General features: G+C 70.2%; 21 protein-coding genes. 13 read left to right on the top strand and 8 right to left on the bottom strand.

Annotation, left to right across the window (positions count from 1 at the left end; translation table 11 throughout):
- Positions 1–19: 19 nt before the first annotated feature.
- Together ACZ5SK_RS28325 and ACZ5SK_RS28320 are read left to right on the top strand one after the other, a co-directional pair.
- Entirely contained in the window at positions 20–1,756 is a 1,737-nt protein-coding gene (locus tag ACZ5SK_RS28325) for a PEP-utilizing enzyme (RefSeq protein WP_334576380.1), read from the top strand.
- Between the two features lie 70 nt (positions 1,757–1,826).
- Complete coding sequence (locus ACZ5SK_RS28320) at positions 1,827–2,141, top strand: putative quinol monooxygenase (RefSeq protein ID WP_334576381.1); 315 nt, start codon at positions 1,827–1,829, stop codon at positions 2,139–2,141.
- A gap of 53 nt (positions 2,142–2,194) precedes the next feature.
- On the opposite strand, the gene ACZ5SK_RS28315 is transcribed toward ACZ5SK_RS28320, so the two are convergent.
- From ACZ5SK_RS28315 to ACZ5SK_RS28300, 4 genes are read right to left on the bottom strand one after another with little or no spacing between them, the layout of a single operon-like run.
- Entirely contained in the window at positions 2,195–3,226 is a 1,032-nt protein-coding gene (locus tag ACZ5SK_RS28315) for an NADP-dependent oxidoreductase (RefSeq protein WP_334576382.1), read from the bottom strand.
- 4 nt (positions 3,227–3,230) lie between these two features.
- Positions 3,231–3,446 (bottom strand): transposase, encoded by a 216-nt coding sequence (locus ACZ5SK_RS28310; RefSeq protein WP_319670073.1) that lies wholly within the window; start codon positions 3,444–3,446, stop codon positions 3,231–3,233.
- Between the two features lie 6 nt (positions 3,447–3,452).
- On the bottom strand, positions 3,453–3,755 hold the full coding sequence (locus tag ACZ5SK_RS28305) for a 2Fe-2S iron-sulfur cluster-binding protein (protein WP_334576383.1): 303 nt from the start codon (positions 3,753–3,755) through the stop codon (positions 3,453–3,455).
- Between the two features lie 8 nt (positions 3,756–3,763).
- Complete coding sequence (locus ACZ5SK_RS28300) at positions 3,764–5,170, bottom strand: aromatic ring-hydroxylating oxygenase subunit alpha (RefSeq protein WP_334576384.1); 1,407 nt, start codon at positions 5,168–5,170, stop codon at positions 3,764–3,766.
- Positions 5,171–5,528: 358 nt separating this feature from the next.
- On the opposite strand from ACZ5SK_RS28300, the gene ACZ5SK_RS28295 reads away from it, so the two are divergent.
- The 4 genes from ACZ5SK_RS28295 to ACZ5SK_RS28280 are packed head-to-tail and all read left to right on the top strand — an operon-like array spanning position 5,529 to position 10,383.
- Positions 5,529–6,671 (top strand): sugar ABC transporter substrate-binding protein, encoded by a 1,143-nt coding sequence (locus ACZ5SK_RS28295; RefSeq protein WP_334576385.1) that lies wholly within the window; start codon positions 5,529–5,531, stop codon positions 6,669–6,671.
- Positions 6,668–8,179: a sugar ABC transporter ATP-binding protein gene (locus ACZ5SK_RS28290; RefSeq protein WP_334576386.1), complete on the top strand. Its 1,512-nt coding sequence runs from the start codon at positions 6,668–6,670 to the stop codon at positions 8,177–8,179. Before ACZ5SK_RS28295 ends, ACZ5SK_RS28290 begins: the two co-directional genes overlap by 4 nt.
- 27 nt (positions 8,180–8,206) lie before the next feature.
- On the top strand, positions 8,207–9,343 hold the full coding sequence (locus ACZ5SK_RS28285; protein ID WP_334576388.1) for an ABC transporter permease: 1,137 nt from the start codon (positions 8,207–8,209) through the stop codon (positions 9,341–9,343).
- Complete coding sequence (locus ACZ5SK_RS28280; protein WP_334576390.1) at positions 9,340–10,383, top strand: NAD(P)-dependent alcohol dehydrogenase; 1,044 nt, start codon at positions 9,340–9,342, stop codon at positions 10,381–10,383. Before ACZ5SK_RS28285 ends, ACZ5SK_RS28280 begins: the two co-directional genes overlap by 4 nt.
- Before the next feature lie 36 nt (positions 10,384–10,419).
- On the opposite strand, the gene ACZ5SK_RS28275 is transcribed toward ACZ5SK_RS28280, so the two are convergent.
- From ACZ5SK_RS28275 to ACZ5SK_RS28265, 3 genes are all read right to left on the bottom strand, one after another.
- Positions 10,420–11,217, bottom strand: a complete 798-nt coding sequence (locus ACZ5SK_RS28275) for a ThuA domain-containing protein (RefSeq protein WP_468156473.1) — start codon at positions 11,215–11,217, stop codon at positions 10,420–10,422.
- A 3-nt stretch (positions 11,218–11,220) separates the two neighbouring features.
- A complete protein-coding gene (locus tag ACZ5SK_RS28270) occupies positions 11,221–11,985 on the bottom strand; it encodes an SDR family NAD(P)-dependent oxidoreductase (RefSeq protein ID WP_319670079.1) in 765 nt (254 codons plus the stop codon).
- A gap of 80 nt (positions 11,986–12,065) precedes the next feature.
- Positions 12,066–13,304: an acyl-CoA dehydrogenase family protein gene (locus ACZ5SK_RS28265; protein ID WP_361705251.1), complete on the bottom strand. Its 1,239-nt coding sequence runs from the start codon at positions 13,302–13,304 to the stop codon at positions 12,066–12,068.
- Positions 13,305–13,497: 193 nt separating this feature from the next.
- Here ACZ5SK_RS28265 and ACZ5SK_RS28260 point away from each other — a divergent pair, with 193 nt between their 5' ends.
- The 7 genes from ACZ5SK_RS28260 (at position 13,498) to ACZ5SK_RS28230 (ending at position 23,379) form a co-directional block, all read left to right on the top strand.
- Complete coding sequence (locus ACZ5SK_RS28260; protein WP_334576393.1) at positions 13,498–15,036, top strand: AMP-binding protein; 1,539 nt, start codon at positions 13,498–13,500, stop codon at positions 15,034–15,036.
- Positions 15,037–15,075: 39 nt separating this feature from the next.
- Entirely contained in the window at positions 15,076–15,681 is a 606-nt protein-coding gene (locus ACZ5SK_RS28255; RefSeq protein ID WP_361705248.1) for a histidine phosphatase family protein, read from the top strand.
- A gap of 30 nt (positions 15,682–15,711) precedes the next feature.
- Entirely contained in the window at positions 15,712–16,902 is a 1,191-nt protein-coding gene (locus ACZ5SK_RS28250; RefSeq protein ID WP_319670083.1) for an acetyl-CoA C-acyltransferase, read from the top strand.
- A 19-nt stretch (positions 16,903–16,921) separates the two neighbouring features.
- Entirely contained in the window at positions 16,922–17,896 is a 975-nt protein-coding gene (locus tag ACZ5SK_RS28245; protein ID WP_361705246.1) for a PDR/VanB family oxidoreductase, read from the top strand.
- Positions 17,897–17,979: 83 nt separating this feature from the next.
- A complete protein-coding gene (gene icmF / locus ACZ5SK_RS28240) occupies positions 17,980–21,210 on the top strand; it encodes a fused isobutyryl-CoA mutase/GTPase IcmF (protein WP_468576677.1) in 3,231 nt (1,076 codons plus the stop codon).
- Positions 21,211–21,236: 26 nt separating this feature from the next.
- Positions 21,237–22,097, top strand: coding sequence for a 3-hydroxybutyryl-CoA dehydrogenase (locus ACZ5SK_RS28235; RefSeq protein WP_457493691.1), 861 nt, complete (start codon positions 21,237–21,239; stop codon positions 22,095–22,097).
- 190 nt (positions 22,098–22,287) lie between these two features.
- A complete protein-coding gene (locus ACZ5SK_RS28230) occupies positions 22,288–23,379 on the top strand; it encodes an integrase core domain-containing protein (RefSeq protein ID WP_468576676.1) in 1,092 nt (363 codons plus the stop codon).
- A 209-nt stretch (positions 23,380–23,588) separates the two neighbouring features.
- On the opposite strand, the gene acnA is transcribed toward ACZ5SK_RS28230, so the two are convergent.
- Positions 23,589–26,306, bottom strand: a complete 2,718-nt coding sequence (gene acnA / locus ACZ5SK_RS28225; protein ID WP_468157425.1) for an aconitate hydratase AcnA — start codon at positions 26,304–26,306, stop codon at positions 23,589–23,591.
- Between the last annotated feature and the right edge of the window lie 116 nt (positions 26,307–26,422).

Genomic DNA, 26,422 nt, shown 5'->3' with positions numbered 1-26,422 from the left:
ACAGCGGGAGACCTCGGTCATGAAGAGCTGGATCACGGACTGGCAGCGCAGTGAGCGGCTGCCGCACTACACCCGCGCCAACGCGGGCGAGACCCTGCCGGAACCCGCCAGCCCGCTGGGCTGGACCCTTGTCTGGGGGCGCGGTCTGCAGGGCTGGCGTCGCGGCTTCGTCGGCTTCGGCATCTACCGCGAGGAGGAGGTGGCCGGCCCCCGACCGCCGTTCGTCGGCATGTTCGGCGGCCACTTCTACCTGAACCTGTCCCACATGCGGCTGTTCGGCATCCGTATGGGCCAGACGGCGGACCAGATCGACGCGGCCTTCGTCGGACAGCGCTCCGACACGCCGGTGTACGTGGCGCACCCGGACGACCAGGACGAGGAGCTGACCGCAAAGGCGGGCGGAACGCTTCAGCGGATGCTCGGCCAGAGCGGCTTCCCGGAGGCCGACGCCGACCGGCAGCGTCTGCGCGCACTGCGCCGCTCCCGGCCCGACCTGACGCGGCTGTCGGAGGCCGAACTGGTGGCGTACGCACGGTCGTTGCTGGACGAGGTGGAGACGACCTTCCAGCGGCACGTCGAGTCCTCGCTGCCCGCGTCCGTCGGACCGGCGATCCTCGGCCCGCTGTGCGCGAGCGTGGACCGCCCCGGCGCCATGCTCGACCTCATCGGCGGTCTCGGCGACGTCGACTCCGCCTCCCCCTCGACCGGACTGTGGACGCTGTCACGGCAGGTGGCGGCCTCGGCCGAGCTGAGCGCGCTGTTCGACCGGGGTCCGGCCGCCGTGGAGCAGGCCCTCGACGGGGCGACCGGCGACGTGAAGACGTTCCGCGACGCCTTCGAGGAGTTCCTGGCCGAGTCCGGCGACCGCGGCCCCAACGAGTGGGACATCCACGCCCTGTCCTGGGAGGCGGCGCCCGTCCAGGCGCTGGCCCTGGTCGACCGGATCCGTCACAGTCCCGACGACGACTCCCCGGCCGCCCGCCGGACACGGCTGACCGAACGGCGCGAGCGGACGGCGCAGGAGATCCGGGCCGTGCTGCCCGAGGAGACACAGCCCATGTTCGACGCCGGCATGCACGCCTCCCAGGTGTGGATCCCGGCCCGCGAACGCACCAAGGCGAACTGCGTCACCGTCGTCAACGAGATCCGCATGGCCGTGCGGGAGCTCGGTCGCCGCGGTGTCGAGGCGGGGCTCTTCGCCCGGCCCGAGGACGTGATGATGGTGCTGGACACCGAGCTCGACGACTATGTAGCCGCCCCGGAGTCCTTCGGTCCCGTCATCGCGCGCCGGCTGGAGGAGTACGCCGCCCTGCACGATCTGGAACCGCCGTTCTTCGTCGCGGACGACGCGCAGACCGACATCGGCACCTGGCCGCGGCGCGCCGAGGAGCGGACGCAGGCGGCCGTCGAGGGTGATGTCCTCGGCGGTGTCGGCGGCAGCCACGGCACGTACACCGGCAGGGTGCGGGTGGTCACCGACCCGGCCTCGTGCGAGGCGCTGGAGCCCGGGGAGGTGCTGGTCGCACCGATCACGGACGCGGCCTGGACCCCGCTGTTCCTGGTCGCCGGAGCGGCGGTGGTGGACGTGGGCGCGCTCAACAGCCACGCCGTGGTGGTCTGCCGCGAGCTGGGCATCCCGGCCGTCATCTCCGTCGAGGGCGGGACACAGCGCCTGCGGGACGGGATGGTGATCACGGTCGACGGTGACCAGGGCACGGTCACCGTGGACAGCGTCCCGGCGCCGCTCGGCATCTGAAGCACCGCGGGCCCGTCGCTCCCCTGCACCGGGGCGACGGGCCCACGGGCACGACCGCGAAAGGAATCCCGTGGCCGAGGAAATCATCGTCGCCGGCTGGATGGACTACGAGCCCGCCGACCGCGACGCCATGCTGAAGGCCCTCGTCGAGCTGGGCCGGCATACCCGCGAGCAGGAACCCGGCTGTCTGGACTACGCCATGACCGCCGATCCCGCCGACGAGCGGCGTATCCGGGTGTACGAGCACTGGACCTCCCGGCAGGCCCTGGACGAGCACTTCTCCACCGCGCACATCAAGGACTTCCGGGCGGCCGTGGCGGGGCTGACCCGGGTCGGGGTCTCCCTGACGGCCCACACCGTCGCCGCGTCACACCCCATGCGCTGAAAGGGCGCCCCCGGGCGGGGGCGCCGTTTCAGCCTGCCGAAAAGGGTGCCGTTTCAGCCGGAATCGCCCAGGCTGACCAGCATCTTGCCGACGTTTCCGCCGCCGAGCAGGGACAGCAGCGCCCCCGGGGCGTTCTCCAGGCCGTCCACCACCGTCTCGCGCGCGGTGATCCGACCCTCGGCGAGCCAGCCCGCGACCCGCTGCTCGAACTCCGGCCGCAGGTCGTCGTGGTCGCGGACGATGAAACCGCACAGCGTCAGCCGCTTGAGGACCGCCTGCATCAAATGGTTGATGTCCACGGTCCGTCGGGCGCCGCCGAACTGCGACATCATGCCGCACAGGGCGACCCGGCCACCGGTCCGCAGCGCGTGCAGGGCGGCGGCGAGCTGTTCTCCGCCGACGTTGTCGAAATACACGTCGATGCCGTCGGGTGCCATCCGGGCCAGGGCGTCGCGCACCGGCTCGGCACGGTAGTCCGCGGCGGCGTCGTAGCCGAACTCCTTGACCAGCAGGGCGCACTTGTCCGGCCCGCCGGCGGTGCCGACGACTCGGTCCGCGCCCAGCAGGCGCGCGAACTGGCCGGCGGCTGTGCCGACGGCCCCGGCCGCCGCCGACACGAAGACGGTGTCGCCGGGGCGCAGCGCCGCGACCCGGGTCAGGCCCACGTACGCGGTGAATCCGGTCTGGCCGAGCAGCCCCAACCAGGTGGGCAGCGGGGCGAGTTGCGGGTCGATGCGATCCGCTCCGTCGGTGTCCGCCGCGTCCAGCACGGCCCGCTCCCGCCAGCCGAGTTGGTGGCGGACGTAGGCACCGGGCGGCACGCCGGGACAGCGGCTCTCCTCCACGACACCCAGGGCCCGGCCGTCGAGCGGTGATCCGGGGGTGAAGTTGTGCGTGTAGTGCTTCTCGGTGCTCTCCAGCCGCCCGCGCATGGACGGGTCGACGCTCATGTAGAGGTTGCGGACGAGGAGTTGGCCCTCACCGAGGGGTGGCAGGGGGCGTACCTGGACGGCGAAGTCACCGGGGGTCGGCTCGTTTTCGGGGCGGCATACCAGACAGACCACCCGGGTGGTGCGCGGGGACACGGCGTCACCCCTCCGGTCGAGGCGGGGTGCGCCGCTGTGCGAGGCGGCCGACCCAGCCGGCCATCTGAAGGTCGGCGTGGCGCAGTTCGCCCGACTGCCACCGGGCCTGGAAGTCGAAGACGCCCTGTGCCCCGGTCCTGGGGTCGGTCACCTCGACGAGTCCTTCCTCGGTGAGCCGGTACACATGCCCGGTCAGGGGGTGGATCACTTGCTTGGACATGGGGCCTCACTCCTGCACTCGGCGGCGCACTCCGCGCTTGGTCACGGTCACCGGGCCCTCGACCCGGAGCCGGCAGGCGAGCCGGGTCAGGCCGTCCACCGGCCTGCGCAGGGCCTCGATGCCCTCGCGCTCCAACGGGCCCACGGGGGAACAGTTCTCGGCTCCGTCCTCCACCTGGACGAAGCAGGTACGGCAGGTGCCCTTGCCGCCGCAGACGGTGGGCCAGCGGTAGCCGAGCCGTCCGGCGGCGGTGAACAGGTCCTCGCCGTCGAGGACTTCGAGCTCGACGCCCAGGGGTCGGACCGCCACGCGGTGGGTCACCTGTCCATCCACTGGTCGAGCGTCCGGTTGAAGTGGCGGATGCGGCTCTCCTGGTAGTTGGCCAGGGTGATGCCCGGCTTGCGCATCGCCTTGAGGCCCTGCTGGACGTAGGGGAGGTTTTCGCAGTCCTGGTCGAAGACGGGGCCGAGCACGCCGAGTTCGGGGATGTCGGCGAACAGCATGTCCTCCGGCACCCAGCGGATCTTCACCGGGGGCGGCATCTCGCCGGGCTGCTTCGGGGACGACATGAAGATGATCTCCGCGGTGCAGGAGTCCGGGTCGAGGCCGTTGGGCCGGAACCGGTAGATGATGTTGGACTTGGCGCCGCCCCAGGGGTTGAAGTTGGGGAACAGCAAGTAGTTGATGGCGTCCAGCAGTTCGGTGTCGGCGGTCTGCGAGAAGTCCTGCTGCGAGGTGGCCGCCAGTTGCGCGCGCATCCGCTCGGCGAGGACCTGGCGGGCGGTGCCGCCCGGCGGGATCGCCGGCAGTTCGTCGCCCTCCTGCATCACCAGGTCACGGCCCTGGGCCGCGGCGTAGAACGCGCGCGAGTCGTAGAACGTCTCGAGGACGTCCTCCTCCGTGACGGACTCCGCCACGTGCGGGCTGGGCGCGCCCTGGATGTTGATCATCCGGTTCCAGTTCGGCTGGTCCGCCATGACGTCGTACTGGGAGTTGGCGTCGGCGAGCCACGGCAGCATCTGCGGGTGGGTGGCGATCACGTGGAAGGACTCGATGAAGGCGTCCTGTGCGATCTTCCAGTTGCAGGGCAGCACCTTGGCGATGTGCAGCGACTTGTAGCGGTTCTCCAGTGGCCAGATGTAGTAGTCGTCGAAGGTGCCGCGGTAGGAGTCGAAGGACTCCGCGTACGGGTCCATGTTGATGAAGACGAAGCCGCGCCAGGTGGCCACCTGGGCCTCGGGAAGGGCGAACTTCTCCGGGGTGACGTGCGGGAAGTCCCAGGCACAGGGCGGGGTCTGCATCGTGCCGTCGAGGTTCCAGGCGAAGCCGTGGAACGAGCAGCGGAACTCGCTGACGTTGCCGCCGCCGGTGCGCAGTTTGCGTCCGCGGTGCAGGCAGACGTTGACGAAGGCGCGGATCTCGTCGGGGGCCGTGCGCACGACGATGAGCGAGTCGTCGCCGATCTCGTAGACCTCGTGGTCGCCGACCTCGGGAATCTCGCTCTCCAGGCAGGCGAACTGCCAGACACGGCGCCACACCTGCCGCATCTCTCGTTCGGCCCATTCGCGGGAGGTGAAGCGGGCGGTGTCGATGTCCTCGCTGCCGAGGTGGTCGTTCCGCTCGTACCTCAGGGCGGGGGGAACCGGGCGGCTGTCCTGGTCGAGGTAGTCCTGGACGCTGGGCCCGGGGCACCGCGCCGTGCCCAGCTCCGATATTTCGTCCATCATCTCTCCTCCGGCAGAAACTTTAGATTGAGTGTAGTTACGGGCTGCGGTCGAGAGCAACACTCGCGACAGTGAACGCGCCCGCATCTGCCGAGGTCATCGCGTAATCAGCTTGAGATCCTGGATTTTCTTGCGGCGACCCTCTCCCCAAGCACGCCGGGGCATGTCACACTCCGACCCACTTGAGGCTGTAGTGCCTCATAAGTTTCTCCGTTCCGGAACGGTCTTTGCCCGTCCCGGCCCCCAGCGCCCCGGGGCTCTCACCCTGGGTGCCCCGCCGTACCCCACGTCGGCGATCGACGCAGCCCTGCATTCCCCAGCACCTCTTGCGTGCGCCACACCACGGGAGTACTCAACGATGAGTTCCAGACCCGGTCGCGCGGTCCGCCGCGCCCTCACCGCGATCGTCCCCGTCACTGCCCTGCTCACCCTGACGGCGTGCGCCGGCGGCACGACCCCGGCCGCCGACTCCTCGCAGGCGGCGGCGCCCGGATCGCCCGGCCTGACGGCGGCCCGCGCGGCTCTGAAGACGTACGCGCAGCGCCCGGCCGCGATCTCCGTCACCCAGCCGGTCGGCAAGCAGATCCCCACGGGCAAGAAGATCGACTTCATCCTGTGCGGCGTCCAGTCCTGCAAGGACCTCGCCGACTTCTTCACCGGCGCCGCGGGACAACTCGGCTGGAAGGTGAAGCAGATCGCCACCCAGGGCACGCCGGAGTCCGTCCAGGCCGCCTACGAACAGGCCGTACGCGACAAGCCGGACGCCGTCGTCGCCTCCGGTTTCCCGCGTGCCGTCTACACCAAGCAGCTGGCACAGCTGAAGGCGGCCGGTATCCCCGTCATCCAGTCCAACGCCGACGACGTGGTGGGCGACGGCATCTCCCTGCTGAAGAACGGGCCGAAGGACGTCGGCATCCAGGGCCGGATGCTCGCCTCGTGGGTGGTGTCGAACAGCGGCGCCCAGGCGAACACCGTGTACTTCGATCTGCCGGCGTACACGATCCTCAAGCCCGTCAAGGACTCCTTCGCGGCCAACTACAAGAAGTGGTGCGCCGGTTGCGCGCTGGACAACGTCGACGTCCCGATCACCGCGGTGGGCAAGGACATGCCGGACCGCGTGGTGTCGTATCTCCGCTCACACCCGAAGGTGACCCATGTCGTCTTCTCCCTGGGCCTGCTCAACGTGGGCGTGCCCGCCGCTCTGAAGACGGCCGGCCTCACCGGCAAGCACATCGTGGTCAACGTCGGTGACGCGCAGAACTACCAGTACATCCAGAGCGGTCTCACCGACGGCGCGATGACGCTGAACTCCCATGAGACGGCCTGGCTCCAGGTCGACGCGCTGGCCCGGCACTTCACCGGTCAGTCCATGGCCGTGGACCAGAAGGCGGCGCTGCCCAACATGCTCGTCACCAAGGACAACCTGCCTTCCGCCGACGGTGACTTCCCGATCGTCGAGAGCTACCAGAAGCAGTTCAAGGCGCTCTGGGGCCTGAGTTGACCGGGCCGGTACTGCGGGTGGCCGCCCTGTCGAAGCGATTCGGCGGCACCCAGGCACTGAGGGACGTGGACCTCGAGGTCGCACCCGGCGAGATCCACGCCCTCATCGGGCCCAACGGCTCCGGCAAGTCCACCCTCATCAAGATCCTCGCCGGCTTCCACCACGCGGAGCCGGGGGCGGTGGCCGAACTCGACGGCGAGCCCTTCGACCTCGGCCATGTCACGGCCTCCCGCCACGACCGGCTCCGCTTCGTCCACCAGGAGCTGGGGCTGGTGGGAGAGTTGAGCGCCATCGACAACCTGGCGCTCAGCCACGGCTTCGCCCGCACGGCCTTCGGCAACATCCGCTGGCCCGAGATGGAGAGACGCACGACCGCCCTCGTCGAACGGTTCGGTCTCGGCATCGACGTACGCCGTCCCCTGGTGACGGCGACCCCCGTGCAGCGCGCGGTGGTGGCCATCGCCGCCGCGCTGCAGGGCTGGGACGGCGGCCGCGGTGTCCTGGTGCTCGACGAGCCCACCGCCGTACTGCCGCCCGGCGAGGTGGCCCGCCTCTTCGACATCGTGCGGGAGGTCCGCGACGCCGGCGCCGGCGTCCTGTACGTCTCGCACCGGATGGACGAGATCTTCGCGCTCGCCGACCGGGTCACCGTCATCCGCGGCGGACGCCGGATCGCCACGCGCCGGGTCGCCGAGCTCACTCCGCGCTCGCTGGCGGAACTGATGGCGGGCGAGGAGACGGAGACCGACCACCACCCGGCGCCCTCCGCCGGTCCCGCCGACCCCGCCCTGGAGGTCCGTGACCTGTGGGCCGGGCCCCTGCGGGGGGTCGACCTCGACCTGGGCAGGGGTGAGCGTCTGGGCATCACCGGTCTGGTCGGTTCCGGCCACGAGGTCGTGCCGTACGTCGTGTGCGGGGCTCATACCGGGCCGGTGAGCGGCAGGCTGCGGCTGCCGGAGCGCTCCGAGCGGTGGACCGAGGCGCGTGACGCCGGCGCCCTGGGCCTACCCCTGGTCCCGGCGGACCGGGCTGGCGAGGGAGTGATCGGCGACTTCTCGGTCGGCGAGAACCTCACCCTCCCGCTCCTGCACCGACTGCGCGCCCGGGCGGGGCGGCTGCACCGGCGCCGCGAGTCCGCCCTGGCGGAGGACTGGATCAGGCGGGTAGGGGTGCGCACGGCCGGCCCCGGGGCGCGGATCACCACCCTGAGCGGCGGCAACCAGCAGAAGGTCGTCATGGCCCGCTGTCTGGCACAGCAGCCGCCGGTGCTGGCGCTGTGCGAACCCACGGCGGGCGTGGACATCGCCACCCGCCTGCAGCTGTACGACCTGATAGAGCGTCAGGCAGACGAGGGCATGGGCGTCCTCGTGTGCTCCTCCGACACGCAGGACCTGCTCGCGCTGTGCACCCGTGTCCTGGTGGTGCGCGACGGCCGGATCGCACGGGAGATCAGTGGCCGGGACATCACCGAGCCCGCGCTCGTGCACGCCATGGAAGGAACCGAGTGACATGAGCCTTGGAAGGAACCGAGTGACATGACATCCACACCGACCCGAGCGGCGGAACTACCGCCGTCCACGCCGCGAAGATCCGCGGTGTTCGTCCCGGGGACGCTCGGCCGACGGGCGGTGGCCGCCCTGTCCTTCCGGAACATCGGCGCCGTATACGTGTGGCTGGTCATCGTCGTGCTCTTCTCCGTCTGGGCGCCGGACACGTTCCCGACCATCATCACGGTCAAGCAGGTGTTGAACGGCAACGCCGTGGCCGGCCTGGTGGCCCTGAGCGTCGTACCGCCACTGGCCGCACGCGTCTTCGACCTCTCGGTCGCCTACACCATGTCGCTCACCAGCGTGCTGACCGCTCACTTCCTGGTCTCCGCCGGGCTCGGTCCCGGCGCGGCGATCACGCTGGCGATGGCCGCCGCGCTGCTGATCGGAGTCGTCAACGGAATCGTGGTGGTGGTCCTGCGCGTCGACTCGTTCATCGCCACCCTGGCCACCGGCGCGCTGATCCAGTCACTGATCACCATGGTCACCAACGACAGTTCCATCACCGGTGTGCAGCTGCTCGCCAAACCGTTCGCGAGCATCGCCCAGCTGGACATGGGCGGCATCACCCTGCCGGTGCTGTATCTGCTGCTCGCCGCGGTCACCATCTGGTTCCTGCTGGAACACACCGCCACCGGGCGCCGGTTGTACGCGACCGGCTTCAACGCCGACGCGGCCCGGCTGCAGGGCGTGCGCACCGACCGGCTGCGCTTTCTGACCCTGGTGGCCTCCGCGCTGCTCTCCGGTTTCGCCGGCATCGTCTTCGCGTCCTCGGTCGGATCCGGCTCGCCGACCGCGGGCACCCCGTATCTGCTGTCGGCCTACGCCGCCGCCTTCGTCGGGGCGACCCAGTTGCGCGCGGGCCGCTTCAACGCCTGGGGGACGGTGCTCGCGGTCCTCCTGCTCGGCACGGGTATCACGGGACTGGGGCTCGCCACCAGCGCGCAGTGGGCCACGAGCCTGTTCACCGGCTCGGTCCTCATCGTGGCACTGGTCCTCACGGGTGGCCGGATCACCCTGCCTGCCGTGCTGCGCCGCCGGAAGGGAATCCCCTCGAACGCCGGCGCCGGGACTCCCACGGAGAGCGGCGTCCTGCCTGCCACCAGCAAGGAGACAGGACAATGAAGGCTGTGCAGTACCGGAGGGTGGGACACGCCCCCGAGGTCGTCGAGGTTCCCGTGCCCGAACCGGGCCCGGGCCAGGTGCTGTTGAAGGTGACGGCGGCGGGGCTGTGCCACTCCGACCTGGCGGTCATGGGCTGGCCCGAGGAGCAGTTCCCCTACCCGCTGCCGATGACGCTCGGCCACGAGGGTGTCGGCACAGTCGCGGCCGTGGGCAGCGGTGTCACGGCGGTGGTGGAAGGCGACGACGTGGCGGTGTACGGCCCATGGGGCTGCGGGCACTGCCACAACTGCGCCCAGGGCAAGGAGAACTGCTGCCCGCGTGCTGCCGGGCTCGGCATCCTGCCGCCGGGACTCGGCTCCCCCGGTGCGCTCGCCGAGTACATGGTGGTGGACTCGCCCCGCCACCTGGTGCCGCTGAACGGACTGGACCCGGTGCAGGCCGCCCCGCTCACCGACGCGGGACTGACGCCCTATCACGCGATCAGGAAGTCACTGCCCAAGCTGGTCCCGGGCAGCACGGCGGTGGTGATCGGGGTCGGCGGCCTGGGCCACCTCGCCGTACAGCTGCTCCGCGCCCTGACACCGGCCAGGGTGGTCGCCCTCGACGTGAGCAAGGAGAAACTCGAGCTGGCACACACCGTCGGCGCTCACGAGACGCTCCTCTCCGACGGCGCGGCGGCCGCACGGGTGCGGGAACTCACCGGCGGGACGGGAGCGGACGTGGTGCTGGACTTCGTGGGAACAGAGGCGACGCTCGCGGTGGCCGCGGCGTCGGTGGCGGTGGAAGGCGACGTGACGATCGTCGGGCTCGGCGGCGGCACCCTGGCGGTCGGCTTCGGCGGCGGGCTGCCGTTCGAGGTGTCCGCCTCGTTCCCCTACTGGGGCAGCCGCCCGGAGCTCATGGAGGTCGTCGAGCTGGCGCGACAGGGGCTGGTCTCCTCCCACGTCGAGACCTTCACACTCGACGAGGCGCCGACGGCCTACGAGCGTCTGCACGCCGGCGACATCAACGGCCGCGCGGTGGTACTGCCGCACGGTTGAGCCGCGACCCGTGCAGGGCCGGCGCCCGAGCCGCGCTCAGGTGCCGGCCCGCTCCTCTGCCGGATTTCGCCCGTTCACCGTCCGCGCCACACACCGCCGCAGCACCGTCATGAACTCCGGCGTTTCCCACGGCCCGCGATCCACCCGACCGGTGTCGTCCACGCCCAGGTCCTGTACGTCGTAACGGCCCCTGCAGTGCCCGAGGGTGAAGTAGCAGACCTCGCCGAGACCGTGCCGCTTGAGATACAGCACCGGTCGGGGCGCGGCGTCGAGGGCCGCCGTGTCACCCTCGGCGAAACCGCGGCACGATCCCGTGTACTCGGCGTGCAGCAGCACCTCCAACTCCCCGTGCAGCTCGCACACGTACAGCTCGTCGGTGACCGTGAACGGGCCGACCCCGGCGACCAGTGGATGGTCGGGCCGGGTGACGCGCACCTCGTACGGCTCGATCGGCGGATGGGCCAGGAACTGGCTGCCGAGCACCGGCGCCAGTTCCCCCAGGAGCCGCGGGGTCGTGAACACCCGCGGTCCGTCACTCGCCGACGGCTCGATCACCGAGTTGGTGCCGTGCAGGGCGAGCCAGCGCCCGCCCCGCTCGACGAACCGTGCCAGCGCGGCCCGCTGTGCCGGGCGGGGCCGGACGTCACAGGTGTAAGTGACCACCAGGTCGGCCTTCTCGAGCGCAGCCACGCAGTCGTAGTCCTGATACACGCTCGTGCGCACCCGTGGATGTTCACCGAGCAGCTCCAGCAGCCGGAGCCGCGCGTAGTCGAAGTCGTGCCAGCGGCCGCCGCAGACCAACACGGCGTCCAGGCGGCCGGCCGGGCCCGCCACGGCTCAGTACTGGACGCGGGTGAGCAGCCCGCCGTCCACCACGAGGTTGACCCCGACGCAGAAGGAGCCGGTCCGCCCGAGCAGGAACGCCACCGCCGCTGCCACATCCTCCGCGGTGCCGTAACGGCCGATCGGAAGCTTGGCCAGCACCTCCTCGTACACCTCCGGGCGGCTGGCGCGGATGGTCTCCCATGCGCCGCCGGGGAAGTCGATCGGGCCGGGCGAGACGGTGTTGACGCGGATGCCCTTCGGCGCGAGGGCGTGCGCGAGGGCCGACGCGTGCTGGACCACGGCTGCCTTGAGCGCGGAGTACGAGTTCGCTCCGGCCGGGCGCGCGGTGTCGGAGGCGTTGGTGGTGCCGATGGCGACGACGGCGGCCCGGTCGGAGGCCTCCAGGTGGGGCAGGGCCGCCTCGACGAGTCCCGCGAACGGGATCAGGTCGCCGCGCAGGCTGGCCTCCCAGGACTCGGGGCCCTTCACGTTGCCCGCCGACACGTTGGACACCAGCAGGTCCAGGCCGCCGAGTTCACCGGCCGCCCGCTCCACGAAGCCCACGAGCGCGGCCGGGTCGGTGACGTCGACCGGTTCCGCGAACACCGTGGCGCCCTCGCCGCGCAGTTCGGCGGCGGTCTTGGCCAGGCCTTCCTCGCCGCGGGCGCACAGCGCCAGCGCGCAGCCCTCGGCCGCCAGGGTGGTGGCGATCGCCCGGCCGATGCCCCGGCTCGCGCCGGTCACCAGCGCCTTCGCGCCTGTCAGTCCCAGATCCATCGATGTCACTCCTTTGTGATTGCCGAATGCGACTGCCGAATGTGACTGCCGAATGCTGCTGCTGAAAAGGACCCGGCGCCTCAGTTGCCGGGAAGCTGTGAGAACGGCAGGCGGTCCACCCGCGGCTCCGGCGGCAGCTTCAGCACCCGTTCGCCGATCAGGTTGCGCTGGATCTGGTCGGTGCCTCCGGCCAGCCGGTAGCCGGGGGCGCCGAGCAGGTGCTGCGCCCAGGCGAAGGTGCCCGCCTCCCCGGTGTCGGCGCTGATCCGCGCGCCCATCAGCTCGGCGGCGACCTGTCCTGTGCGGGTGAGCAGGTCGGAGGCCATGAGTTTGGTCAGCGACGCCTCCGGGCCCGGCCGGCCGCCGGCGGCGCTCGTCCTGGCGACACGGTCCACGGTGGCCGCGCGCAGGGCGGCGCGTACGTACAGGTCGGCGAGGCGCTGGCGGACCAGCACGTCTTCGGTGCGGCCGAGGGAGCGGGCGAGCGCGAGGACGTCCGCGAACGTGCCGCCCTTGCGGCGGTTGCCGCCGCCGGAGGCGGTCCGCTCGAAGGCGAGGGTGGTGGTGGCGACCTCCCAGCCCTGGCCCGGTCGCCCGATCCGCAGCCGGTCCGGAACACGGACGCCACTGAGGAAGACCTCGTTGAAGGAGGCGCCGCCGCTCATCTGACGGATGGGGCGCACCTCCACGCCGGTGGCGTCCATCGGGACCAGGAAGGCGGTGATTCCGGCCTGTTTGACCACGTCCGGGTCGGTGCGGGCGAGCAGCAGACCGTAGTCGGCGAAGTGGGCGCCCGAGGTCCACACCTTCTGACCGTCGATCACCCACTCGTCGCCTTCTTGGCGGGCACGGGTGCGCAGGGCCGCGAGGTCCGATCCGGCACCGGGTTCGCTGAAGAGCTGGCAGGCCAGCAGGTCGGTGCGCAGGAACGCGCGCGCGTACGTGTCACGCTGCTCGGCCGTCCCGAACAGGGAGACCGCCATGCCGACAAGGCGCACCGTGACGCTGATCAGCTCGGTCGACGGCGGCACCTCGAAGGCCGACTCCTCCTCGGCGAAGGCCGCCACATGGGCGGCGGTCAGGCCCGCGCCGCCCTTGTCCTCGGGGAGGGTCAGTGCCTGGTACCCGGCGTCGAAGCGGGCGCGCTGGTAGACGCGGCAGCGCTCCAGCAGCAGGCGCTCCTCGTCCTCCGGGAGGTTATGGAACACGGCCAGGTCGGCCGCCCCTGTGGCGGACTGCGGCGCCCGCGCCGGTTCGAGCACGCCGGCCAGCCACTGCCGGACCTGTGTGCGCCATGCGTCCGGATCGGGCTGGGACATGGCTCCTCCTCGGATACTTACCAGACGGCAGCTTGAGTAACGGTGACCGGGAGTACACCGCCCCAACCTCTGAAACTTGGGGAAATGACTCTGCCCGGAACCAGAGTGTTCCGTACTTTCTTGATAAACGCTACAGTCTCCGCATCTCCTCTCCCTTCGAATCGGGAGAGGCCCAGGAGCCGCCGGAGGAGCCATGTCGCTGCTGCCACTCGACCGTCGCGCCCAGGAGACACCCGACGAGCCCGCCCTGGCGGACGACCTGGGGGTGCTGTCCTGGTCGGGCCTCACCGACCAGGTGGCGCGGGCGACGGCACGGCTGCTGGAGCTCGCGCCCGGCCCCGACGACCGGGTCGCCGTCCTCGGCGACAACGCGATCCCGACGCTGGTGGCCCATCTGGCGGGCCTGCGTGCCGGAGTGGGGACCGTGGCCACATCCCGGAACCTCACATCGGGCGAACTCGTCGACCAGATCATCGACGCGGGTGTGACCGGAATCATCGCCGGACCGGTCGGCGCGGGTGCCGCCCTCGACGCGGCCCGGGAACTGGGCCTTCCGGTCGTGATGCACGGAACCCCGGCAGTGGGGCACGCCTTTGCCTGGGACGCATGGCTCGCGGCCGCGCCCGCCGGGCGCACGGCCCCGACGGACCGGCCCGCCCGGCCTCCGCTCGTCTACACCTCGGGAACCACCGGACGGGCGCGCGGCACCGAGGTGCGCTGGGTGAGCGACCCGGTCTCCGACAGCTCCGCCTACCTCGCCGCGATGGCCGCCCGGCCGGGATTCCCGCCGGGACCGCACCTGGTGTGCGGCCCGCTGCAGCACAACGCGCCGCTGACCTCGCTGCGGCATCTGACGGCCGGGCAGCCGGTCATCGTCCTCGGCAGGTACGACGCGGAGACGTTCCTCAGCCGTGTGCAGAGGTGGCAGGTCTCCTCGACGGTGATGGTGCCCACCCACTTCCAACGGCTGCTCGCCCTCCCGGAAGAGGTCCGCGGCCGCTACGACGTCTCCAGCCTGCGGCAGGTCTCGCACACCGGCTCCGCGTGCCCGCCGGACGTGAAGCGAGCCATGATCGAGTGGTTCGGCCCGGTGCTGACCGAGTCGTACGGCGCCAGCGAGGCGGGAACCGTCGCCCGCATCAACAGCACCGAGTGGCTGGCGCACCCGGGCTCGGTCGGGCGTGTCCGGCCCCCGTTCGAGGTCCTGGTCACCGACGACGCCGGGCGGCAACTGCCGCCCGGCGAACAAGGACTGCTGGCCTTCCGGGCCCCGGAGGACCAGGGCGTCCGCTACCACGCGGACCCGGACAAGACCAGGTCCGCCTACCTCTCCCCCGGCGTCTTCACGCTCGGCGACATCGGCTACGTCGACGCGAACGGCTACATCTTCATCACCGACCGGGCCGCGGACGTCGTGGTCTCCGGCGGCGTGAACCTGTACCCGGCCGAGAGCGAGGCGGTCCTGCGGCAGCACCCGGCGATCGCCGAGGTCGCGGTCATCGGCGTGCCCGATGCGGACTTCGGCGAGTCGCTGCGGGCGCTGGTCGTGGCCGCGGCCGACGAGCCGCCGACCGAGGACCTGGACCGGTTCTGCCGCGACCGCCTCGCCGCCTACAAGTGCCCGAAGTCGTACGAGTTCGTCCCCGAGCTGCTGCGCAACGCGATGGGCAAGCTCGACAAGCGTGCGATGCGCCGTCCCTATTGGAGCTCGGAACGGACCATCGCCGGCTGAGCCGACCCGCCCGTCCCTCACGCGTACGAAGGATCACCCATGACCGAACTCCTCCTCGTCCGGCACGGCCTCCCCCTGGCGGGCGTGTTCGACCCGGGGCTGTCGCCGGAGGGCAGCGCCCAGGCAGAGCGTCTCGCCGCCTGGCTCGTGCACGAGGACGTCGACGCCCTGTACACCAGCCCGTTCCTGCGTGCCCGCGAGACGGTGGCTCCCCTGGAACGGGTCACCGGCATGACCGCCACCGTCCTCGACGACCTGCGCGAGTGGGACACCGACGTCTCCCACCCCTACATGCCACCGGAGCAGATCGGCGCGGAGGACCCCCGCGGGGCGGCGCTCGCCGAGGGACGCTACGAGGACTTCGTACCGGATCTGGACTGGGACGCCTTCCGTGCGCGAGCCGTACGGGCCATGGACACCATCCTCGACGCCCATCCCGGCGGGCGGGTCGCGGTCGTGTGCCACGGCGGGATCACCAACACCTACCTGGCGACCGTGCTCGGCCTGCCGACGATGTTCTGGTTCCATCCCGGCTACACGTCCGTCAGCCGGGTGCGGCGCATGCCCGGCGGCCGGATCGTTCTGCACTCGGTGAACGAAACCGCCCACATGATCGCCCGACGTGCCGTAGACGCGGCCGCCTGACCCCGTCCCACTCCCCAGGAGGTCCCGGCCATGCCAGGATCCGTCATCGTCGCCGGAGCAAGGACGCCCATCGGCAGACTCATGGGCGCCCTGAGCACGGTGTCCGCCGTCGACCTCGGCGCCCACGCCATCGGCGCGGCGCTGGCCGCCGTGCACCTGGACCCGGCAGCCGTGGAAGCCGTCGTCATGGGCCATGTCGTGCAGGCCGGGGCCGGCCCCAACCCGGCACGGCAGGCCGCGATCCGCGCCGGCATTCCGTTCTCCGTCCCCGCGAGCACCGTCAACAAGCTCTGTCTGTCCGGTCTGCACGCCATCGCCCTGGCCGACCTCATGATCGCCTCCGGCCGGCACGAGGTCGTCGTCGCCGGTGGCATGGAGTCCATGTCGGGCGCCCCGCACCTGCTGCGCGGATCACGCACCGGCTGGAAGTACGGCTCGACCGCGGTGGAGGACGCCCTCGACCGTGACGCCCTCGTCTGCGCCTTCGACGACGTCTCCATGGGAGCGGCCACCGAGCGGTATCAGCAGCCGTACGCCCTGACGCGCGAGGCGCAGGACGAGTACAGCGCGCTGTCCCATCAACGGGCCGCCCAGGCGCAGGAGTCGGGTGCGCTGCGCGAGGAGATCATCCCCGTCACCGTGGCCGGACGCCGAGGCGAGACGGTGGTCGACACCGACGAGGGCGTGCGGCCGGGGAGCACCGCAGAGAGCCTGGGGCGGCTCAAGCCGGCCTTCTCGGGGGCGGGCACGATCACCGCGGGCAACTCGTCGCAGCTTTCCGACGGCGCCGCAGCCGTCGTCGTGATGAGCGCGGAGCGTGCCCGCCGGGAGGGCCTGACCCCGCTCGCCGAGATCGGGGCCTACGGCACGGTCGCGGGCCCCGACCCCTCACTGCTCGTCCAGCCGGCCGGCGCGGTCCGCGACGCCCTGTCCCGGGACGGCCGGCTGAAGTGCGCCGATCTGGATCTGTTCGAGATCAACGAGGCGTTCGCCTCGGTGGCCCTGGCTTCCGTACGGGAGCTGGACATCCCCCTGGACAAGGTGAACGTCAACGGCGGCGCGATCGCGCTCGGGCACCCGGTCGGCATGACCGGAGCCCGGCTGGTGCTGACCCTCGCGACCGAACTGCGACGGCGCGGAGGCGGCAGCGGAGCGGCGGCCCTGTGCGGGGGCGGCGGCCAGGGCGACGCGCTGCTGCTTCATGTGCCGACGCAGGCCTGAACCCCGGAGCTGACCCACCATGAACGACCAACTGCCCGCCTGGACGCCCCTCACCGTGACGACCCGCACCCCCGCCGCCGACGGCGTCGTCTCCCTCACCCTGCGCCGCCCCGACGGCGGTGTGCTTCCCGCCTGGACGCCGGGCGCCCACATCGACGTACTCCTGGACGGCGACGACGGTGAAGAGGGCGGCCTGATCCGTCAGTACTCCCTGTGCGGCCACCCGGCCGAGCGTGCGGCCTGGCAGATCGCCGTGCTGCGCGAGCCGCGGGGTCGTGGCGGCTCCGCATACGTCCACGACCATCTGCGCGAAGGCACCACCGTGCGGGTCCGCGGGCCGCGCAACAACTTCCCGTTGCGGCCCGCCGCACGCCATCTGTTCATCGCCGGCGGCGTCGGCATCACACCCATACTTCCCATGGTCGAGGCCGCCGAGGCCGCGGGAGACGACTGGCTTCTGCTGTACGGCGGCCGCACCCGCAGCTCCATGGCGTTCCTCGACCGCCTCGCCGCGCACGGGGACCGCGTCCTCATCCGTCCGCAGGACGAGTACGGCCTGCTGGACCTCGCCGCCCACCTCGGCGTACCCGAGGAGGGCACCCTGGTGCACGCCTGCGGGCCCGAACCCCTGCTGCTGGCGGTGCAGGAGCAGTGCGCGAGCTGGCCCCCCGGCACGTTGGGCGTCGAGCGGTTCGCCGCGACGCGGCCAACCGGGTCCGGCCCGGCCGAGGCCTTCGAGCTGGAGCTCGCTCGTTCCGGGCTCACCCTCACCGTCCCGTCGGACCGCTCGGTACTCGAAACCGTCGAGGAGGCAGGCGTCGCGGTGGACTTCTCGTGCCGGGAAGGCACGTGCGGCACCTGTGAGACGGACGTACTGGACGGCAAACCCGACCATCGCGACTCGCTGCTGAGCGAGGACGAGCGGGCCGCCGGCGACACCATGCTCATCTGCGTCTCCCGCTCGTGCGGGCCTCGCCTGGTCCTCGACCTGTGACAGCGATCACCTCCAGCAATTTACTAGGACGTCCTAGTATCTCTGACGTCAGCAATACCCCCGCTCCGTCCGGGAAGGCCCTCATGAGCGATCTGCACCGGCCCGTGCACCCTGTTCGCCTGGTCACCGCTTCAGCTCTGTTCGACGGGCACGACGCGTCGATCAACATCATGCGGCGGATCTTCCAGTCCCAGGGTGCCGAGGTGATCCACCTGGGCCACAACCGCTCGGTGCGGGAGGTCGTGGACGCGGCGCTGGAGGAGGACGCGCACGGCGTGGCCGTCTCGTCCTACCAGGGCGGGCACGTCGAGTACTTCGAGTACCTGGTCGAGTCGCTGCGTGCGCAGGGCGCCGGCCACATCCGCGTGGTGGGCGGCGGAGGGGGCGTCATCGTTCCCGAGGAGATAGCCCGTCTGCGCAACAGCGGGGTGACCATCTTCTCCCCGGAGGACGGCCAGCGGATGGGCCTGGCCGGGATGGTCAACTCGGTGGTGCGCGACTGCGACTTCGACCTCTGGGACGGCAAGCCGACCGACGCGGCCGCCGTACTGGCCGGTGACCGGTTCGCGATCGCCCGTGCCGTCACCGGTGCGGAACTCGGCAAACTGCCCCCGGAGTTCCTCGTACAGCTGCGGGCCACGGCTGCCGCCGGATCGGTGCCGGTGCTCGGCATCACCGGCACCGGTGGTTCGGGGAAGTCGTCGCTGACCGACGAGTTGGTGCGCCGGTTCCGAGTCGACCAGCAGGACAAGCTGCGGATCGCGGTGATCGCGGTCGACCCGACCCGTCGCCGCGGCGGTGGCGCCCTGCTCGGTGACCGGATCCGGATGAACTCCCTGGACGGCAGCCGGGTCTTCTTCCGCAGCCTGGCCACCCGCGGCAGCCGTGAACTGCCCGAGCACCTCGCGGACGTGATCGACGTCGTGAAGGCCGCCGGCTTCGACCTGGTGATCGTGGAGACGCCGGGCATCGGCCAGGGCGACGCGGCGATCGTGCCGTTCGTCGACACCTCGGTGTACGTGATGACGCCGGAGTTCGGCGCCGCCTCGCAGCTGGAGAAGATCGACATGCTCGACTTCGCCGACGTGGTGGCGATCAACAAGTTCGAGCGGCGCGGCGCCAAGGACGCGCTGCGCGACGTGGGCCGCCAACTGGTCCGTAACCGCGAGGCGTTCGGCATGCGGCCCGAGGACATGCCGGTGTACGGCACCTCGGCCGCGACCTTCAACGACGACGGCGTCACCGCGCTGTATCAGCACCTGAAGGCCAACCTGGCCGAGAAGGGACTGCCGCTGTCGGAGGGCGCGTTGGCGCCGGTCGGCATTCGCCACTCCTCCGGCATCCGGCAGGTGGTTCCCGCGGACCGGGTGCGCTACCTCGCCGAGATCACCGACACCGTCCGCGCCTACCACGGCGAGACCGCCCAACTGGCTGAGGCGGCACGGCGGGTGCAGCGCCTCGACACGGTCCGGGGCGAGCTCGTCGAGGCCGGCTCCGACGCCGAGAACGTGCAGTCGCTGCTCGACAAGGCGCGCAGGCAGCTGCCGCACGACATCAGCGAGCAGATCGAGAACTGGCCCGCCGTGGTGGCGTCGTACTCCGGCGACGAGCAGGTCGTGAAGGTCCGTGACAAGGAGATCCGCACCAAGCTGACCCGCGAGTCACTCTCCGGCAACAAGATCCCCCGCGTCGCCCTGCCCCGCTTCACCGACCACGGGGAGCTGGTGCGGTTCTGGCGCGGGGAGAACCTGCCCGGCCACTTCCCCTTCACCGCCGGGGTGTTCCCCTTCAAGCGTGACGGTGAGGACCCGGCGCGGATGTTCGCCGGCGAGGGCGACCCGTTCCGTACCAACCGGCGCTTCAAGCTGCTCTCCGAGGGCCAGCCCGCCACCCGCCTGTCCACCGCCTTCGACTCGGTCACCCTCTACGGCCGCGACCCCGACGAACGCCCCGACATCTACGGCAAGGTCGGCACCTCCGGCGTCTCGGTGGCCACGCTGGAGGACATGAAGGCGCTCTACGACGGCTTCGACCTGGTCGCGCCAACGACGTCGGTGTCGATGACGATCAACGGGCCCGCGCCGACCATCCTGGCCTTCTTCCTCAACACCGCCGTCGACCAGCAACTCGACCGCTTCCGGGCCGCCGAGGGCCGCGACCCGTCGCCCGAGGAGGCGGCCGAGCTGCGGGCGCACGCGCTGGCGAACGTGCGCGGCACGGTGCAGGCCGACATCCTCAAGGAGGACCAGGGCCAGAACACCTGCCTGTTCTCCACCGAGTTCTCCTTGTGGATGATGGCCGACATCCAGGAGTGGTTCATCGAGCAGAAGGTCCGCAACTTCTACTCGGTGTCCATCTCCGGCTACCACATCGCCGAGGCCGGCGCGAACCCCATCAGCCAGCTGGCCTTCACCCTGACCAACGGCTTCACCTACGTCGAGGCCTATCTCGCCCGGGGCATGCACATCGACGACTTCGCCCCGAACCTGTCGTTCTTCTTCTCCAACGGCATGGACCCCGAGTACTCCGTGCTCGGCCGCGTGGCCCGCCGTATCTGGGCGGTCGCGATGAAGGAGAAGTACGGCGCGGGCGAGCGCAGCCAGAAGCTGAAGTACCACGTCCAGACCTCGGGCCGCTCGCTGCACGCCCAGGAGATGGACTTCAACGACATCCGCACCACCCTGCAGGCCCTCATCGCGATCTACGACAACTGCAACAGCCTGCACACCAACGCCTACGACGAGGCCGTCACCACCCCCACCGAGGAGTCCGTCCGCCGCGCCCTGGCCATCCAGCTGATCATCAACCGGGAGTGGGGCCTGGCGATGAACGAGAACCCTCTGCAGGGGTCGTTCATCATCGACGAACTCACCGACCTGGTCGAGGAGGCCGTCCTGCAGGAGTTCGAGCGGATCAGCGAACGCGGCGGTGTGCTCGGCGCGATGGAGACCGGCTACCAGCGCGGCCGTATCCAGGACGAGTCGATGCTCTACGAACAGCGCAAGCACGACGGCACCCTGCCCCTCATCGGCGTCAACACCTTCCGCAACCCGCACGCCGACATCGCCGGGCCCGGCGTCATCGAACTCGCCCGCGCCACCGAGGAGGAGAAGCACTCCCAACTGGCGCGCGTACAGGACTTCCAGGCCCGACACCAGGAGCCGGCCCACGCCGCCCTGGCTGCCCTCAAGGACGCGGCGGTGGGCGGCGACAACGTCTTCGCCGTCCTCATGGACGCCGCCCGCGTCTGCTCGCTCCAGCAGATCACCGACGCCTTCTTCGAGGTCGGCGGTCAATACCGCCGCAACGTCTGACCACCACTGACCGGATAGGACATCACATGGACCCCGTCACCCGTCTCGGCGTCGTCGGCTGCGGCCTCATGGGCTCCGGCATCGCCGAAGTCGCCGCCCTGGGCGGCCTCGACGTCCGTGTCGCCGAAGCCACCCCCGACGCCGTCGAGGCAGGCCGCCGTCGAGTCACCGCCTCCCTCGACCGAGGCGTGCAGCGCGGCAAGATCACCGAGGAACAGCGCGGCCAGGCCCTCGCCCGGCTCTCGTTCACCCACGACCTCAGTGACCTGTCCGACCGTCAGTTCGTCGTCGAGGCCGTCGCCGAGAACCGCGAGATCAAGACCGACGTCCTGCGCTCCCTGGACAAAGCGGTCGAAGACCCCGCGGCGATCCTGGCCACCAACACCTCCTCCATCCCCGTCGTCGATCTCGCCGTCGCCACCGAGCGGCCCGGCCAGGTCATCGGCATGCACTTCTTCAACCCCGTTCCGGTACAGAAGTTGGTCGAGCTCGTTCCCGCCCTCACCACCAGCCCGGACACCGTGCAGCGCACCCGCGACCTGGCCACGCAACTCGGCAAGCAGCCCATCCAGGCACCCGACCGCTCCGGCTTCGTCGTCAACGCCCTCCTCGTGCCCTACCTGCTCAGCGCGGTCCGGATGGCGGAGTCCGGCGGCGCCCGGCCCCAGGACATCGACCAAGGCATGGAACTCGGCTGCGCCCACCCCATGGGCCCGCTCCGCCTGCTCGACCTGATCGGCCTGGACACCGCCCAAGCCGTCGCCGAGTCGATGTACGAGGAGTTCAAGGAACCGCTGTACGCCCCGCCGGCACTACTGCGCCGCATGGTCGCCGCAGGCCACCTCGGCCGTAAGAACGGCCGCGGCTTCTACGCGTACGACGCCTGAACAAAGGCCGGCCGCCCACAAAGCCCAGGTCTGCCCAGTACCGTCGTGACGCTACGTGACGGGTACAAGACTGCGGGTGCCGATAAATCATCCGCCCAGGTGACGGTCTTGATCATCGATCTTGGAACGTGCCGACCGCTGGTCCCCCGGTCCTCACCCGGGCAGGGCACGGGCGGCATCATGACCTCTCGTGCTGCTGCGTCTGACCTACCTCACGGTCACGAACACCTTCGCGCTCCTGCGCCTGCTGCCGATGAGCGATCGCGAGAAGGAAGTTGAGATTCTCGCGCTGCGGCACCAGTTGCTGGTCCTGCAACGCCAGGGCGGCAAGCCCGCGTTCACCGATACTGACCGCGTGATCCTTGCCGGCCTGCTCCACCATCTGCCGAGAAAGAGGTTGCGGCGCCTCCTGCTGCTGGTTCGTCCGGACACGATCTTGCGCTGGCATCGCGATCTGCTGAGGCGGCGGCATGCCGCGACCTGTGTGCCGAAGCGTCGCGGGCGCCCGCCGACCGTCCGTTCGATTCGCGCTCTGGTGCTGCGTCTGGCGCGTGAGAACAGCTCGTGGGGGTATCGCCGGATCCATGGCGAGCTTGCGGCGCTGGGCATCAAGGTCGCTGCCTCTACCGTCTGGGAGATCCTCAAGGAGCACGGCATCCCGCCCGCACCCGAACGCCAGGGCACGACCTGGGCCGCCTTCCTGCGCGGCCAGGCGGATGCACTGCTGGCCTGCGACTTCTTCGAGACCCGTACGCTGACCGGTGCGCGCCTGTACGTCTTCGCGGTCATCGAGCACGCAACCCGCCGTATCCGGATCCTGGGTGTCACCGCGCACCCCACCGCGCAGTGGGCGGTGCAGCTCGGGCACAATCTCGTCATGGACCTGGAGGACACGAGCAGCGGGTCGAGGTTCCTGATCCGTGACCGTGACTCGAAGTTCACCCAGTCCTTCGACGCGGTCCTGGCCGACGCCGGGATCACGGTTGTCACCAGCGGCATCCGGATGCCGCGGATGAACTCCATCATGGAGCGCTGGATACAAACCTGCCGGCGCGAGTTACTGGACCGCACCCTCATCTGGGACCAGCGTCACCTGCTCCACGCGCTGCGCGAGTTCGAATCCTTCTACAACGGGCATCGGCCCCACCGGGCCCTGAATCAGGCCGCCCCGCTCCGCCCGCTGCCCCAACCGATCAGCGAACCAGGGGGGATCGCGAACCTGCAGATCCCTCGACGCGACCGACTCGGCGGAACTCTACACGAGTACCAATATGCCGCTTGACCAGCCCGGATGATCAATCGGCACCCACAATCTCAGGGCAAAGGGAGGATCAGCATCGGCGGGACACGTACCGGCCACTACTCGATCAGCATGAAACAGCAAGCGCCCCGCCAGGCCGAAGCCTGACGGGGCGCTTGTGCGAGACTCTAGTGTGACCGCCGGTAGCAGCGAGTCAGCGACCAGATCCTCTGGTATCCGAGCCGATCAGCTCAAGAACCGACAAGTTGGCGAAGCACGTACTGCATGATGCCGCCGTTGCGGTAGTAGTCCGCCTCACCGGGGGTGTCGATGCGGACGACCGCGTCGAACTCGACGCCCGTGTCGGTGGTGACCTTGACCGTGCGCGGAGTGGTGCCGTTGTTGAGCTCCTCGACGCCGGTGAAGGAGAAGGTCTCCTCGCCGGTCAGGCCGAGGGACTCGGCGTTGGCGCCCTCCGGGAACTGCAGCGGGAGCACGCCCATGCCGATGAGGTTCGAGCGGTGGATGCGCTCGTACGACTCGGCGATGACGGCCTTGACGCCGAGGAGCGCGGTGCCCTTGGCGGCCCAGTCGCGGGACGAGCCGGAGCCGTACTCCTTGCCGGCCAGGATGGCCAGCGGGACGCCCTGCTCGATGTAGTTGCGGGAGGCGTCGTAGATGAACGACACCGGCGCGTCGGCCTGGGTGAAGTCGCGGGTGTAGCCGCCCTCGGTGCCCGGCGCGATCTGGTTGCGCAGGCGGATGTTGGCGAACGTGCCGCGGATCATGACCTCGTGGTTGCCTCGGCGGGAGCCGTAGGAGTTGAAGTCACGACGCTCCACACCGTGCTCGGTGAGGTACTTGCCGGCCGGGGTGTCGGCCTTGATGGCGCCGGCGGGCGAGATGTGGTCCGTCGTCACCGAGTCGCCCAGCTTGGCGAGCACGCGGGCGCCCGTGATGTCGGAGACCGGGGTGGTCTCCATCGTCATGCCCTCGAAGTACGGGGGCTTGCGGACATAGGTCGACTCGGCGTCCCACTCGAAGGTGTTGCCGGTCGGGATGGGGAGCGCCTGCCACTGGGCGTCGCCCGCGAAGACGTCCTGGTAGGACTTGTTGAACATGTCCTCGCCGATGGCGTTCGCCACGACGTCGTTGACCTCGGCCTCGGAGGGCCAGATGTCCTTGAGGAAGACCGGGTTGCCGTCCTGGTCGATGCCCAGGGCGTCGCGCGTGATGTCCACCTTCATGGAGCCGGCGATGGCGTACGCGACGACCAGCGGCGGGGAGGCCAGGTAGTTCATCTTGACGTCGGGGTTGATCCGGCCCTCGAAGTTCCGGTTGCCGGAGAGGACCGAGGTGACCGCGAGGTCGTGGTCGTTGACGGCCTTGGAGACCTCTTCCGGCAGCGGGCCGGAGTTGCCGATGCAGGTGGTGCAGCCGTAGCCGACGAGGTTGAAGCCGACCTTGTCGAGGTACGGGGTGAGGCCCGCCTTGTCGAAGTAGTCGGTGACGACCTTCGAACCCGGGGCGAGGGTGGTCTTGACCCACGGCTTGCGGGTCAGACCCTTCTCCACGGCCTTCTTCGCGACGAGCGCGGCGGCGACCATGACGTACGGGTTGGAGGTGTTGGTGCAGGAGGTGATGGCCGCGACCGTCACCGCACCGTGGTCGATCTCGTACGTCGAGCCGTCGGGGGCGGTCACGGTGACCGGGTTGGACGGGGCGCCGTTGGGGTGGTTGGCCGGGGAGTCGGAGGCCGGGAAGGACTCCTTGCCCGCCTCGTCGGCCGTGTCGACGTAGTTGAGGACGTCGCTCTTGAACTGCTCGGCGGCGTTCGCGAGGACGATGCGGTCCTGCGGGCGCTTCGGGCCGGCGATCGAGGGGACGACGCTGGACAGGTCCAGCTCGAGCTTCTCGGAGAAGTCCGGCTCGGCCTTCGGGTCCAGCCACAGGCCCTGCTGCTTGGCGTACGCCTCGACGAGCGCGACCTGCTGCTCGGAGCGGCCGGTCAGCTTGAGGTACTTCAGGGTCTCGTCGTCGATCGGGAAGATCGCGGCGGTGGAGCCGAACTCCGGAGACATGTTGCCGATGGTGGCGCGGTTCGCGAGGGAGGTGGCGGCGACGCCCTCACCGTAGAACTCGACGAACTTGCCGACGACGCCGTGCTTGCGCAGCATCTCGGTGATCGTGAGGACGAGGTCCGTGGCGGTGGTGCCGGCGGGCAGCTCGCCGGTGAGCTTGAAGCCGACGACGCGCGGGATCAGCATGGAGACCGGCTGGCCGAGCATCGCGGCCTCGGCCTCGATGCCGCCGACGCCCCAGCCGAGGACGCCGAGGCCGTTGACCATGGTGGTGTGCGAGTCGGTGCCGACGAGGGTGTCGGGGTAGGCCTGCCCGTTACGGACCATGACCGTGCGCGCGAGGTGCTCGATGTTCACCTGGTGGACGATGCCGGTGCCCGGCGGGACGACCTTGAAGTCGTCGAACGCGGTCTGGCCCCAGCGCAGGAACTGGTAGCGCTCCTTGTTACGGCCGTACTCCAGCTCGACGTTCTGCGCGAAGGCCTCGTTCGTGCCGAACTTGTCGGCGATGACGGAGTGGTCGATGACCAGCTCGGCCGGGGAGAGCGGGTTGACCTTCGCCGGGTCGCCGCCGAGCTCCTTGACGGCCTCACGCATGGTGGCGAGGTCGACGACACAGGGCACGCCGGTGAAGTCCTGCATGATCACGCGGGCCGGCGTGAACTGGATCTCCTGGCTGGGCTGGGCCTGCGAGTCCCAGTTGCCGAGGGCACGGATGTGGTCGGCGGTGATGTTCGCGCCGTCCTCGGTACGGAGCAGGTTCTCCAGCAGCACCTTCAGGCTGTACGGAAGGCGAGCCGAGCCTTCCACCTTGTCCAGCCGGAAGATCTCGTACGACTCGTCGCCCACCTGCAGCGTGCTGCGGGCGTCGAAGCTGTTCGCCGACACGACAGTCTCCTTCATTGATGTGCGCGTACCACCGCATCCTGCCGTCACGCGGGCTTGGCCTATCCGCTAAGGTCAGGCTAAGTTAGGTAACCCTTACCAGGGTGGCGGCTGCGGTG

This window comes from Streptomyces sp. NPDC031474, assembly GCF_055581185.1.
Note: the sequence above shows the minus strand (reverse complement) of the source record. Positions and strands in the feature narration are given on the sequence as shown.

Bases quoted from the DNA above. Each gene is read 5' to 3' on its own strand.
- ACZ5SK_RS28325 (WP_334576380.1), top strand. From the start codon at position 20: ATGAAGAGCTGGATCACGGACTGGCAGCGCAGTGAGCGGCTGCCGCAC.
- ACZ5SK_RS28265 (WP_361705251.1), bottom strand. From the start codon at position 13,304: ATGTCCCAGCCCGATCCGGACGCATGGCGCACACAGGTCCGGCAGTGG.
- ACZ5SK_RS28260 (WP_334576393.1), top strand. From the start codon at position 13,498: ATGTCGCTGCTGCCACTCGACCGTCGCGCCCAGGAGACACCCGACGAG.
- icmF (WP_468576677.1), top strand. From the start codon at position 17,980: ATGAGCGATCTGCACCGGCCCGTGCACCCTGTTCGCCTGGTCACCGCT.
- ACZ5SK_RS28250 (WP_319670083.1), top strand. From the start codon at position 15,712: ATGCCAGGATCCGTCATCGTCGCCGGAGCAAGGACGCCCATCGGCAGA.
- ACZ5SK_RS28270 (WP_319670079.1), bottom strand. From the start codon at position 11,985: ATGGATCTGGGACTGACAGGCGCGAAGGCGCTGGTGACCGGCGCGAGC.
- ACZ5SK_RS28310 (WP_319670073.1), bottom strand. From the start codon at position 3,446: ATGTCCAAGCAAGTGATCCACCCCCTGACCGGGCATGTGTACCGGCTC.
- ACZ5SK_RS28255 (WP_361705248.1), top strand. From the start codon at position 15,076: ATGACCGAACTCCTCCTCGTCCGGCACGGCCTCCCCCTGGCGGGCGTG.
- ACZ5SK_RS28295 (WP_334576385.1), top strand. From the start codon at position 5,529: ATGAGTTCCAGACCCGGTCGCGCGGTCCGCCGCGCCCTCACCGCGATC.
- ACZ5SK_RS28285 (WP_334576388.1), top strand. From the start codon at position 8,207: ATGACATCCACACCGACCCGAGCGGCGGAACTACCGCCGTCCACGCCG.
- ACZ5SK_RS28300 (WP_334576384.1), bottom strand. From the start codon at position 5,170: ATGGACGAAATATCGGAGCTGGGCACGGCGCGGTGCCCCGGGCCCAGC.
- ACZ5SK_RS28235 (WP_457493691.1), top strand. From the start codon at position 21,237: ATGGACCCCGTCACCCGTCTCGGCGTCGTCGGCTGCGGCCTCATGGGC.
- ACZ5SK_RS28245 (WP_361705246.1), top strand. From the start codon at position 16,922: ATGAACGACCAACTGCCCGCCTGGACGCCCCTCACCGTGACGACCCGC.
- ACZ5SK_RS28280 (WP_334576390.1), top strand. From the start codon at position 9,340: ATGAAGGCTGTGCAGTACCGGAGGGTGGGACACGCCCCCGAGGTCGTC.